The sequence below is a fragment of the Candidatus Eisenbacteria bacterium genome (assembly GCA_016867715.1).
In the GTDB taxonomy this organism is placed as follows: domain Bacteria; phylum Orphanbacterota; class Orphanbacteria; order Orphanbacterales; family Orphanbacteraceae; genus VGIW01.
Genome location: VGIW01000035.1, coordinates 17,602 through 29,293, shown reverse-complemented (window position 1 = coordinate 29,293; position 11,692 = coordinate 17,602). Strand labels below are relative to the sequence as shown.

Below are 11,692 nucleotides of genomic sequence, written 5' to 3'. Positions count from 1 at the left end.
TCATGGCGCCGTACCTGGACCTCCTTCCGCGGGGATATCCGGCGAAACGGGCCGTGACCTTCCACAACATCGGCTTCGATCAACGGCGGACCTTCCCCGGAATCACCGGAAACCCCTTTCTCAAAGTGTGGTACGCCTGCAACGCCCGGCTCCTGGAGTTCTGGGAACCCCGTCTCGGCGCGAGCGCGGATCTCTGCATCACGGTCTCGGAGCGGGACCGCCGCTTTCTGCTCAAGAAGAACCCAGCCTTGAAGATTGAAGTGATCCCGAATGGAGCGGACACGAAGGCGTATCGATTTCTGGGGCCGCCCCCGAGCGGCTCGCGCGCAGTGCTCTTCGTCGGCGACATGAGGTATGAGCCCTCGGTCGACGCGGCGACCTACTTCGTGAGTACAATCCTCCCGCTGGCTCGCCGCGCGATTCCGGGCCTCGAGTTCTGGATCGTCGGGCGGGAGCCGGCCCGCGCGGTCTTAGATCTTCGCGCCGACGGCGTCCACGTCACAGGTGCGGTCCCGGACGTTCGGCCCTACTATGAGCGATGCTTCGCGAGCGTGGTGCCGCTTCGAGCGGGAGGAGGAACCCGGCTCAAGATCCTCGAAGCGATGGCGCTCGGCCGTCCGATCGTTTCGACCTCGATCGGCGCCGCGGGTCTCGACGCCGCGGACGGAGAGCACCTCGCGATCGCCGACCGGCCTCGGGAGTTCGCCGCGCGCGTCGCGGATATCTTCCGCGAGCCGGAGAAGACGCGATTGATGGCGGAGAGAGCGCGCCGACTCGTCGAGTCCCGATACGATTGGGACGATCTGGCCTCGAAGCAGCTTCGGGCCTACGAGATGCTGTTCGATGACAAGCTCGGCTAATCCAGAGCTTCCGTTCGACGCGGTGTACGTGATCAACGTCCGCTCGCATCCCGAACGCTGGGATTCGGCGCGCAGGCAGCTTCGAGAGGTCGGGATCGAGGACCCGGTTCGCTGGGACGCGGTCGACGGAAGCGTTCTGGACGACGAAACCTTGCGCCGCCTCCAGCGTGAAGGCCGGATCTCGACCGATCTCTCCGGGTTCGATCCGCGCGCCCACCGCGGCGAGATCGCGTGCGCCCGAAGCCACATCGCCGCTCTCGAGAACATTCTCGATCGAGGGCTTTCGCGCGCGCTTATTCTGGAGGACGACTTCGCGCTCGAGGGCGATTCGTCCGATTGGCGGGCGCGCCTCGCCGCCGCCTACGCGGATCTTCCCGAAGGCTGGGAGGTGTGGTTCCTCTTCCGATGCTTCGACGTGCGCCGGCGCGCGCGCCGCCTCTCCCCCCGAACGGTGATTCCATTCAGCCCGCTCTCCGCGACCGCCTACGCGGTCACGGCGGCGGGCGCCCGCAAGCTCCTCGGCGCGGCTCGCCGGCCCGGAAAGGCGATCGACCGGATCTACGCGGAGGACGCCGTTCGCAAACGGCGCGTCCGAGCGTTCGCCGCGAGCCCGCCGCTCGTGCTTCCCGGCGAACATCCTTCGATCATCAACATCGAGAACCCGAACAAACAGTGGATCGAGGGGGGCGTGAACCGCCCGCCGGAGTACTGGCCGGACCACTACAAAGAAGCGCGCGGTCCCTTCCCGTGGTTCCGATGGATCGCGGCGGGGGTTCTCATGCTCGCCGTCGTTCTGACGATCGTTCTCGCGCGGGTGCGCTGAGCGACCGATCCCTTCGACGCTCTTCTTCCGGTTCTCCCCCTTGGCGCGCGTCCGCGTTTCTTCTTATATTCCTGTCGCCCCGATTCGACCGGGTGATGAATCCCCCCCATCGTCGTTCGCTGATGGTAACGCGTGCATAATCCAGGCTACGGAGGTCACAATGGCTGAGAAGAAGATACTCGCGGTTCTGGGCGCGACGGGCGCGCAGGGAGGGGGCCTCGTCCGCGCGATTCGGCACGATCCCGGCGGCGGTTTCGCCGCGCGGGCGATCACGCGAAATCCGAATTCGGAGAAGGCGAGGGCGCTCGCGTCGATGGGAGTCGAGGTGGTCTCGGCCGACGCGGACGACCCGGCGAGCTTGACGAAGGCATTCGAGGGCGCCCACGGAGCGTACTGCGTCACCAACTTCTGGGAGCACATGTCGCCCGAGAGGGAGTTTGCGCAGGCGGGGAACATGGCGAAGTCGGCGAAGGCGGCGCGCCTCCGGCACGTGATCTGGTCCACGCTCGAGGACACGCGCCGGCACGTTCCCCTCACCGACAATCGCATGCCCACGCTCATGAAGAAGTACAAGGTGCCGCACTTCGACGCGAAGGGAGAGGCGAACCGTTTCTTCGCGGAGAGCGGCGTTCCGACCACTTTGTTCCTCACCTCGTTCTACTGGGACAACTTGGTCCACTTCGGCATGGGCCCGAAGAAGGGAGAGGACGGCAGGGTGTATTTCCACTTGCCGATGGGGGAGAGGAAGCTTCCGGGGATCGCCGCCGAGGATATCGGGAAGTGCGCCTACGGCATCTTCCGGGAAGGGAACGGGCGCGCGGGGCGGACGGTCGGGGTCTCGGGCGAGCATCTGAGCGGAGCCGAGATGGCCGCTGCGCTCACGAGGGCGCTCGGACGAGAGGTCCTCTACAACCCGGTCCCGTTCGACGTCTATCGCGGTCTCGGCTTTCCGGGCGCCGAGGATCTCGGCAACATGTTTCAGTTCAACCACGATTTCGAAGAGGTCTTCCGCGGATCGCGCGCGATTGAGGAGGCGCGCAAGCTGAACCCGTCGCTGCTAACGTTCGCCGATTGGATCGCCGCGAACAAGGAGCGGATCACGATCCAATAAGATTGCGTTCATGCGTAGACGGCCCGGAGGGCGCACGCCTTCCGGGCCTTTGTCTGTTTTGCGAACCAGTGCGGCGTCGTAAGACAGATTCGGACGAGCATGAGCATCACCGGCACCTCGATGAGAACGCCCACGACCGTCGCAAGCGCCGCTCCGGACGAGAGCCCGAAGAGAAGCGTCGCGGTGGCGATCGCCACCTCGAAGTGATTCGAGGCGCCGATCATCGCCGCGGGAGCCGCGTCGCGGTAATCGAGCTTGATGAGGCGCGCGAGCGTGGATTATGCACGCCTCAGAAGACACCGGGTCAATCTTTCATAAATGCAGTGTCGGGCATCTTCTCGACGAAGGCGCGGATCTCGTCGCGGACGCGCCGATAGTGGGAGAGCGCCTCCTCTTCCGACCGGGCGCTCGCGGCCAGAAGCGGCGGATCGTCGAAGCTCTGGTGAACGGTTCGTCGCGCGCCCGGGAAGATCGGGCAGGTCTCGCGGGCGTGGTCGCACACGGTGACGACGAGATCGAACGGATGGTTCGTGATCTCGTCCGTGTGTTTCGGTCGTTGATTGGAGATGTCGATCCCGACCTCGGCCATCACGCGAACCGCGCGCGGATCGAGAACGCCGGGCTTCACGCCGGCCGAGCGGACGTCGATCGAGGAAGGCCAGAGATGCCGCGCCCAACCCTCGGCCATCTGGCTCCGGCAGGAGTTTCCGGTGCAGAGGAAGAGCACGCGCCGTTCCGGCGACCGGCGGTTCATTCCGTCTTCCGATCCCGAACGAGTTCCTTCGGGAGTCTCTCCCCCTTCTCGTCGAGCTCGAGTATTTCATAGGTCAACGTCTTGAGGTATTCGTCGACGGGGCCGTCGTCTTGGCCGAGCTCGAACGATCGTCCTTGGAAGTCGCGGATCTTCCTGCCGCGGACGGTGAGGACAAGCTCCCCGAGATAACTACACCCTCCCGCCGTTCCGGCGAGAACGGCGTCTCCGTGCCTCTCCGGCTCGCGGTCCGTGCGCCGCCTGGCTCCGGTTAGGATCACGTCGTAGCCGGGGAGAGAATCCGCGAGCGCCTGGAGCGACCCCGGGACCTGATGGGCGGCGAGGATCGCGAGATCGACCTTCTTCTTGCGGAGCGCCTTCAATGCTTCGCGCGATCGCTCGATCCCGCGCGTGAACTCGATCTCCTCCGGTTGATGTTCCATCTGCTGATGTTCCATCCTGCGCGCGAGGCTCGCGCTCGGCGAGATCATCCCGGTCAGGCCGATCTTCAAGCGTCCGGCCTTCACGATCGTGTACGGTTCGTAGCGGAGCTTCCCGGTCTTCTTGTCGAGGATGTTGTTCGAGATCCCCTTCAGGTGGTGCGCGTCGAGAAGGCTATCGATCATGTCGAGCCCGGCCATCACCTCGCCTTCTCCGATCACGAGCGCGTCATAGGACATCCTCGCGAGACTCTCCATCGTGACCGGATTGTCGAAGCCGTAGCCTCCCTTTCTTCCCGCGACGAAGTTCCCGAGGTCGATGAGGACGACCGGATGCTGCTCGCGCCGCGCCTGTGCCTCGCCGGCCCGCCGGGCCAGCCCGCCTTTGCCTTTGGAGTGTCAGCCGCACGGCTTCAGCTCGCCCGCCGAGTCGCACGTATAGAGGATGGTGAAGACTCTCGGCTCGAAGGGGCGAGCGATCCCGAGATAGACGATTCCCGAGGCGACGAGAACCGCGGCGGCAAGCCCCCCGAGGAGCATCCGCCTCTTTCTCACGGGCGCGTTCTCCTTCGAGTGCGTTCCGGTCTTGCTCTCCGCTGCCAATCGTCATCTCCTCGGGGGTCGTTTCTCCGCACATGGGAGAATAGCAAACATCCCTTCTTCTCTCCAGCCGCACCCCTCGGAAGGAAGGCCTGGCGCGGGTCGCGCTACGTCGCCGCGTACAGGAGATAGATCCCCCCCAGGATCACGAGAACGCCGCAGCATCTTCGAAGGATGTCCGACGTTCTCGAGTTCTCCGTCCAGTTGAGATACTTCTGCACCGCCTCGGCCGAGGTTCCGGCCCCGACGATGACCGAGCAGTGGCCGACTCCGAAGGCGAGGAGAAGCGCCATCCCGAAAAGCCAGCTCGTCGTCGCGACCTTGAGCGTGACCCCGAGCATCGGCGCCATGAAAGCGAACGTGCACGGGCCGACCCCGATCCCGAAGACGAGGCCGAGAACGAACGCCGCGAGAAGTCCCTTCCCGCGTTTGTCTCCCACCCCCGCTCCCGTCCACGGAAGCGGGAAGACGCCGAGGAAGTGGAGACCGAGAACGAAGAAGACAAGCGCGACGCCATAGTTCACGTACGGGCCGACATCCCCCAACATGCGGCCGAGAGAAGCGGTGACCGCGCCGATCGCCGCGATCGTCGTGAGGATGCCGACGGCGAAGATCGCGGATAAGCTGAACGCGCGCCCGCTCGAACGATCTCCCTGCTCGCCGATGAAGCCGATGATGAGCGGAATGCCGGCCAGGTGGCACGGGCTCAGCACGATGCTGAGGACGCCCCAGACGAACGAAGCGAGAAGAGCCGCGAGAAGAGATCCCTCGACGGCGCCCGCAAGCGTTGTGAACAATCCTTCCATGCGTCAGCTTTTCTTTCCGGTCGAACCGGTTCCGAGGTCGATTCCGAGCTCCTTATATTTCGCGAGGATATCCTCCTTCGAGTAGAAGCCCTCGTGCCGGAAGAGCTCGCGCCCCGTGCTGTCGAAGAAGATCTGCGTCGGGATCACGCGGACTGCGTATCGAGCCGAGGCGTTTCGATCCGTCTTCACGTCGATTACCTCGACGATGAGCCTCCCCTCGTATTCCTTTTCGAGCTCCTCCAGGATCGGCGCCATCATCTTGCAGGGGATGCACGTCGTCGAGCCGAGGTCGACGAGACGAGGGATCCCGGCGCGGGTCGAAGCGGACGAGCCGCCCGTTCCCCTTCGTCCGGATTCGCGGGCGATGGCGAAGCTGATGACGGCGGCGACGACGACCGCGAAGATCGCGATGCGGGCGGTTCGGTTCATGCGACTACTTCTCCTCCGCGCTCGCGAGGAGCGAAACGATCTCCTCGACCGGAAGCACCTTGCCGGACGAGACGACCTTCCCGTCGATCGCGAGGCCGGGGGTCATCGCGATGCCGTAGGTCATGATGTCTTTCAGGTTCGTGATCTTCTCCACCTCACACTCCACGCCGAGCTGCCGGGCGGCGGTCCTTGCGTTCTGTTCGAGCTGCCGGCACTTCGGGCAGCCGGTTCCGAGAACCTGCACCTTCATCGTTCACCTCTCCGATTCGGTGGATGCCCTACAGGTTTCCGTAAATCAAACCGCTCACCGTCGCGATGACCACGACGATCGAAACGAACACCACCGTCTTCTTCGTTCCGATCACGCTCCGGATGACGAGCATGCTCGGGAGGCTCAGCGCAGGCCCCGCGAGGAGAAGCGCGAGCGCGGGTCCTTTCCCCATCCCGCTTCCGATGAGCCCCTGCAGGATCGGCACCTCGGTCAGCGTGGCGAAGTACATGAAGGCGCCCGCCACGGAGGCGAAGAGGTTCGCCGAGAGGGAGTTCCCTCCGACCGCCCGCTCCACCCATCGTGACGGGATGAGCCCCTCGTGATCGGGCCTCCCGAGAAGCGCCCCCGCGACGAGAACCCCGAGAAGAAGAAGCGGAAGGATCTGCTTCGCGAAACCCCAGCTCGCCGAGAACCACTCCTCCGTCTCTCCCTTTCCGGAGAGAAGCGCGTGCGAGATCCCGATCACGCCGGCGCCGAAGGGGAGGAGCGGTTTCGTGGGGAAGAGGAGCGCGAGAAGAAGGACCGGAAACGCCGCCGCGAGAAGCCGCGCGCGGCTCACTCCGTACCACGCGGCGAGGATGACGGCGAAAGCGATCGCGAAGACGGCGGTCAGAACCCACTTGGCGGAGTAGACGGCGTGCCACGCGCCCGAGGAGGCCTCCGGCTTCCCCCAGTTCGCGAAGACGAGAATCCCGACCATCGAGGCGAAGTAGATCGCGTTCTGGCCGAGCGGGCGCGGAACCTCCGGCTCGGGCGCGAAGAGCGCGGCCTCCGATTTCGCCATCTCTTCATTGCGGAAAAAAAGATGCATCAAGAGACCGACGACCACGCTGAAGAGAATCGCGCCGACGGCGCGTGCGACCCCGAGCTCCACGCCGAGGATACGCGCGGTGAGGATGATCGCGAGCACGTTGATCGCGGGACCGGCATAGAGGAACGCGGCGGCGGGACCGAGCCCCGCGCCCATCCGGTAGATCCCCGCGAAGAGAGGGAGAACCGTGCACGAGCAGACCGCGAGAATCGTCCCGGAAACGCTCGCGACGCCGTAGGCCAGAACCTTGTTCGCGCGCGGGCCGAGATAGCGCATGACCGCCGCTTGGCTCACGAAGACGGCGATCGCGCCCGCGATGAAGAACGCGGGAACGAGACAGAAGAGAACGTGCTCGCGCGCGTACCATCGAACCAGATGGAGGGATTCCCAGAGCGCGTTCGTGAAGCGGGCGGATTCTTGAAGCGCTTCGACGGGGAGGAAGAAGCTGGCGAGAAACACCGCGACGATGAGACCGAGAGCTTTGTATTCCTTGCGCGAAAACACCGAGTCCCTCGTCCTACGGCAGAACGTCGGCGGGGCGCGCCGCGCCCGACGCGCTCAATACCGACTCCACGCACGAGAAGAAATCGAGGACACACGGGCAGCGGAGCGAGCAGAAGATCTGGTTTCCGCGCTTTTCCTGAAGCACGATCCCGGCGTTCCGGAGAACGCTGAGGTGCTTCGAGACGGTCGAGACATCCGCCCCGACCATCTCCGCCAGCTCGCAGACACACCGCTCGCGCCGCGAGAGCTCGTCGACGATGAAAAGCCTCGTCGGGTGGGCCATCGCCTTGAGGATGCGGGCCCGGGCTTCGTTGCGCGCTTTCGTGTTCGGGTCCATCGCTCCCTCCAGGTTGTTGGCATTTTGGCAAAATTGCCAACAACCGTCAAGCCCGATTCGTGGGTGCGGAAGCGCTCGGGCGGGGGCGAATCAACAGCCGGGGGAGAGCTCCGAAACGGGCGAGCGCTCGAAAACGTTGTCGGAAAGCGCGTTATGGGTCTTGGCCCTCAGGGGCGTCCCCTCGATCGATCGATGAGGGCGCCCGTCTCCGAGGGACGGGCCTTTGAGGGAGCACTCGGGGCGCGAGGGCGCGAAGGAAGATCCGCGCCGGCTGGAGAACACGCGCAACCGTCGGGCTCAAAACGGAAAGAGCCGGATCCGCTCCGGCGGAGCCTCGCCGATCGGCTTCCACTCCGCGCTCTCGGCGTACGGATCCGAGAGGTCGAGCACCTGTCTTCTCCGGATGTCGCCGATCCGGTCCCAATCGCACAGGTAGCCGTTCCGCGGCTCGCCCGCGAGGCGCCTCACTTCCCGCCCGCGGATCCGCGCCCTCCCTCTCTCCGGCGGCTCGTGGAGGGCGCGGTCCACGTCGCCGAGATCCGGAACCCGGTGCCGGAGAACTCCCGCCCGGTCGAGCGCCGCGAAGATCCCCTCGTCGGAGAGCTCCGGGAACCGCGTCTCGATCTCGAAGAGCTCCCTTCGGAGATCGACGAGCGGGCGGAGGTCTTCCCATCGCGTCCCGTGTCGGCGGAGGAGAGGGGCCGACTTCTCGACGAAGTCCCGAACCGGCTCGGGAGCGGTCGGTGCAAGAACCTCCTCGACCAACACGCGTCTTCCGCGGAAGGGGGAAGAACGGACCGTGTGCATGAGCCTCGGGAGAACGGTGTTCCAAACGGAGATCGAATCGAGATCGATCCCCGCTTCGCGCGCGCGGTGCTCGTAGAGGCTTCTCTTGATCGCCCAATCGAGGGACGCGGAGAGCCGCGCGGGATCCGCCTCGAGGTCGTCGAGCACGCGGCGCCACGCGGCGCACAGCTTCCCCGCCCACGGAGGGAGTGTTCCATCGCCGAGATGCGCCTCCGCCGCTTCGAGAAAGCGGCGCTGGAGAGAGATCGCCGTCTCTCTTCCGGATCGCGTCGGCACGGAGACGCGGCACGTCGGGTCCTTGGCGAACGCCTTCATCGCGCGGTAAGGAGTGAGCGGCGCGGCGCGCGCCGCGGGGGAGAGGCCGCGGTCGATCAACGCGACGACGAGCGCGGTCGTTCCGATCTTAAGCCACGAGGCGAGGTCGGAGGAGAGGCTCTCCCCACAGACGAGGTGCAGACGGTTGAACCCTGCGGAGAGAGGCTCGTTCTTGCGATGAACGATCGCGCGGCCTCTCGCCACCTCGGAGGATCCGCGCTCGAGATAATAGACGCGGGGGGAGAGGGAGAAGACGATCCCCGCCGAATGCGGATCGAACCCCCCCGCGCCCGTGAAGACGATCCGGCTCACGAGGTGCGGCGCGATCTGTTCCGCCATGAGGCCCGGGCGGCACTGATAGCCGTACGACTCGTGGCATCCCCACGTGTTCTTGCTTCCCGAATAGTCGATGTTCCCCTTCGTGAGGAAGACGCGGCGCGCCGACGCTCCTTCCCCGCGGAGTTCCTCGGCGAGCCCGCGCACGATCCGCTCGCCCGCGCGGATGTAGCGGACCACGTCGAGCGGGTCGTCGCATTCGGGGGTACAGAACTCCGGATGCGCCCCGGCGTCGATGTAGAACATCCCGCCGTTCTCGATGAAGAGCCCGCGCCCGTGATGGGCGGGTATCCCTCGAAGATTGCGGAAGGCCGTCCTCAGCATCGCCTCCGCGAGCGCGCCGGAACCGACGGCGCTCCCCGCGGCGTCGAACCCGGAGATCGCATACTCCGTCTCGACCCCCATGAGCGGGAAAGACAAGACTACTCGCCTCCTTCCTGCCGCGTCGCCTCGAGGAACTTCTCGCTGTCCATTGAGAGGACCTTGCGGATCGCCTCGTCTCCTGCTCGGAGAAGATGCGCCCCCGCCTCGCGGAGCGACGCGAGGTCTCCCCCGCCTCCGTCCCCCGGCGCTCCCGTCCGGATCGCCGCCGTTTCCTCTCTCTGCCTTTCGCGCGTTTCCATCTTCGTTTCTCCTCTCGGCTCCGACGTTCCCGGTTCGCAACGCTTTGAATCCGAGCTAACCTCGATCCGTTAGAAACACCGCTCGTGTCTTCTTCGCCGGGGCACGGGGCGAGGGGGTAACCCGGCGAGTTCCGCAGCGCACCGGGCCCCGCCGATCCGGCGCCATGCCTTGGGCCCGGTGCGCGAGGACTGTCTGAGCCGGCACCCCCTCGCTCTGTGCCCCGCGGCTCCGCAAAGAGCACGTTTCTGACGGCTTGACGCTAGACCGGCGGACCCTCCGCCAGATTCCTCACGATCTCCTCGATCGACGATCCGTTTCGGAACAGGGGCTCGGTCGCGGATCTCCCGAAGCCGAGCGGGTTCCAGAGACGGACGGTTCTTCGGACCGCGCCGTCCGACATTCGGAAGCGAATCGAATCCCAGTCGACCGACTCCACCGTCTCCGGATCCGCGCGGCGAAGAAGCATCGCCCGCGTGAACGCCCTCGTCCCGCACGGAGGTTCATGCATGAACCGTTCGACTGCCGACTCGGGGACCGGCTTCTCCACCATGCCGGCCCGTTCGTACGGCCAGAAGAGCCCCTCGTCCGGGTCGAGGCTCGAGTAGAGGTGGTCGAGCATCTTCATCTTCGGGGATCCCCAGTCGAGCTCAGGGTGCGCATCCATCGCGCCGCGAAGGATCAGGAGCTTGAGCGCCCAATCGATGCGGGGAGCGAGCGCCGAGAGATCCCGCCCCTCCAGGCGTTCGAGCGTTTCCCCCCAGAGATCGAGGATCTCCTTCGCGCCGGGGACCGCCCCGCCGCAGTCGTCCCGCTCTGCGAAACGGGCGGCCTTCTCCCGAAAACGTCGCTGAAGCTCGACCGCCGTGAGCCGCTCCCCCGAGAGGAGCCGGGCCGGCCTCCGGAACTCGAGATCGCGGCTCCAGAGGCGCAGGGCCGCGAGTGGATCCTCGAGGATGAGATCCGTCTCTCCCGCGAGGCCCGCCTCGATCATCGCGAGGATGACTTGGTAGACGCCGACCTTGAGAAGGCCGGCGGCATAGGCGAGCGTCGAGTCGTAGAAGATCACGTGCATCCGCGCCATGAGATCGCGGAGCGTAAGAGCGCTTCCGCGGATCCATCCGCCCACGAGCGCCTCGTCGCGGCTGTTCACGATCGGGCGGCGATAGGTCGTCTGCGGTCCGACCAGACACTCGAAGAAGTCGGCGCGCTGGGAGATCTGGAAGTCGGCCGCGGGCGCTCCGTTCTCGCTCCCGACCTTCCCCTGCCCTGTGAAGACGATGCTCGAGACCATGTACGAAGCGAGCCAAAGAAGATACTGCATCCTTCGGTCGAAGATGTCCTCGTAGGCGCGGCGCGCGACGAGGAAGTCGAGATGCGCCCCGTACGAATGCCCGAGGCCGTCGCTGTTGTTCACGAGGATCCGGATCTTGCGCTCCCCGTCCCTCCGCGCGTTCGCGCTCACGAGCGCCGAGCGCGCGATCCGAAGCATCGCGTGCCACGCCGCCGCGTGCTCGCGCGCATCGAGGACCTCGGGAAGGCAGAGCTCCAGATGATCCAGGTCGATGTAGGCGCAACCTCCGTTTTCAGGAAGAAAGACGCGGCCGATCTCCCGCGGATCCTCTCCGGCGGCGGGCGGCTCCCCGCCCCGCACGCGCACGCCTCCCCTACCGGAGCCGTTTCCGCCGCCGGTTCGCGTCCACCGTTCGTTTCGCCCCGGGATTCCGCGGATCTCGCGAAGGAGGGCGCGGGAAGCTTCGCGCCCGCTCCCGGAGCCGCTCCACGCGCCCTCGACGAAGTTGGCGACCTCGACGTCGGCGCCGCACAGTTTCGGAAGAACGATCGGCCGCTTCATGTCAATCCCTCCGCG

Annotated in this window: 14 protein-coding genes and 1 pseudogene; 3 read left to right on the top strand and 12 right to left on the bottom strand. The window is 65.8% G+C overall.

Annotated elements, in window-relative coordinates:
* The first annotated feature begins 53 nt into the window (after nucleotides 1-53).
* The 3 genes from FJY73_07875 to FJY73_07865 all read left to right on the top strand — a co-directional run bounded on the left by FJY73_07875 (nucleotide 54) and on the right by FJY73_07865 (nucleotide 2,794).
* Complete coding sequence (locus FJY73_07875) at nucleotides 54-860, top strand: glycosyltransferase (GenBank protein MBM3320577.1); 807 nt, start codon at nucleotides 54-56, stop codon at nucleotides 858-860.
* Nucleotides 844-1,683, top strand: a complete 840-nt coding sequence (locus tag FJY73_07870) for a glycosyltransferase family 25 protein (GenBank protein MBM3320576.1) — start codon at nucleotides 844-846, stop codon at nucleotides 1,681-1,683. Before FJY73_07875 ends, FJY73_07870 begins: the two co-directional genes overlap by 17 nt.
* A gap of 160 nt (nucleotides 1,684-1,843) precedes the next feature.
* On the top strand, nucleotides 1,844-2,794 hold the full coding sequence (locus FJY73_07865) for an NmrA/HSCARG family protein (GenBank protein ID MBM3320575.1): 951 nt from the start codon (nucleotides 1,844-1,846) through the stop codon (nucleotides 2,792-2,794).
* Between the two features lie 8 nt (nucleotides 2,795-2,802).
* Here the strand turns inward: FJY73_07865 and FJY73_07860 are convergent.
* From FJY73_07860 to FJY73_07805, 12 genes and pseudogenes are all read right to left on the bottom strand, one after another.
* Nucleotides 2,803-3,066, bottom strand: a pseudogene (locus FJY73_07860) (arsenic resistance protein).
* Between the two features lie 32 nt (nucleotides 3,067-3,098).
* The gene (locus tag FJY73_07855; protein MBM3320574.1) at nucleotides 3,099-3,548 is read right to left on the bottom strand and encodes an arsenate reductase ArsC; all 450 of its coding nucleotides are present in this window, start codon (nucleotides 3,546-3,548) and stop codon (nucleotides 3,099-3,101) included.
* Nucleotides 3,545-4,225: a hypothetical protein gene (locus tag FJY73_07850; GenBank protein MBM3320573.1), complete on the bottom strand. Its 681-nt coding sequence runs from the start codon at nucleotides 4,223-4,225 to the stop codon at nucleotides 3,545-3,547. Before FJY73_07850 ends, FJY73_07855 begins: the two co-directional genes overlap by 4 nt.
* Nucleotides 4,226-4,384: 159 nt before the next feature.
* Nucleotides 4,385-4,540 carry a hypothetical protein gene (locus tag FJY73_07845; protein MBM3320572.1) on the bottom strand — a complete coding sequence of 52 codons (156 nt, stop codon included), beginning with the start codon at nucleotides 4,538-4,540 and terminating at the stop codon, nucleotides 4,385-4,387.
* 152 nt (nucleotides 4,541-4,692) lie between these two features.
* Nucleotides 4,693-5,391 (bottom strand): cytochrome C biogenesis protein, encoded by a 699-nt coding sequence (locus FJY73_07840; protein ID MBM3320571.1) that lies wholly within the window; start codon nucleotides 5,389-5,391, stop codon nucleotides 4,693-4,695.
* 3 nt (nucleotides 5,392-5,394) lie between these two features.
* Nucleotides 5,395-5,820 (bottom strand): thioredoxin family protein, encoded by a 426-nt coding sequence (locus FJY73_07835; GenBank protein MBM3320570.1) that lies wholly within the window; start codon nucleotides 5,818-5,820, stop codon nucleotides 5,395-5,397.
* Between the two features lie 4 nt (nucleotides 5,821-5,824).
* Entirely contained in the window at nucleotides 5,825-6,070 is a 246-nt protein-coding gene (locus FJY73_07830; GenBank protein MBM3320569.1) for a TM0996/MTH895 family glutaredoxin-like protein, read from the bottom strand.
* 28 nt (nucleotides 6,071-6,098) lie between these two features.
* Nucleotides 6,099-7,406, bottom strand: a complete 1,308-nt coding sequence (locus FJY73_07825) for a permease (protein MBM3320568.1) — start codon at nucleotides 7,404-7,406, stop codon at nucleotides 6,099-6,101.
* 13 nt (nucleotides 7,407-7,419) lie between these two features.
* Complete coding sequence (locus FJY73_07820; GenBank protein MBM3320567.1) at nucleotides 7,420-7,743, bottom strand: winged helix-turn-helix transcriptional regulator; 324 nt, start codon at nucleotides 7,741-7,743, stop codon at nucleotides 7,420-7,422.
* Nucleotides 7,744-8,040: 297 nt separating this feature from the next.
* A complete protein-coding gene (locus FJY73_07815; GenBank protein MBM3320566.1) occupies nucleotides 8,041-9,621 on the bottom strand; it encodes a proteasome accessory factor PafA2 family protein in 1,581 nt (526 codons plus the stop codon).
* Between the two features lie 2 nt (nucleotides 9,622-9,623).
* On the bottom strand, nucleotides 9,624-9,824 hold the full coding sequence (locus FJY73_07810; protein ID MBM3320565.1) for a hypothetical protein: 201 nt from the start codon (nucleotides 9,822-9,824) through the stop codon (nucleotides 9,624-9,626).
* A gap of 260 nt (nucleotides 9,825-10,084) precedes the next feature.
* On the bottom strand, nucleotides 10,085-11,677 hold the full coding sequence (locus FJY73_07805) for a proteasome accessory factor PafA2 family protein (GenBank protein MBM3320564.1): 1,593 nt from the start codon (nucleotides 11,675-11,677) through the stop codon (nucleotides 10,085-10,087).
* Nucleotides 11,678-11,692 lie beyond the last annotated feature (15 nt).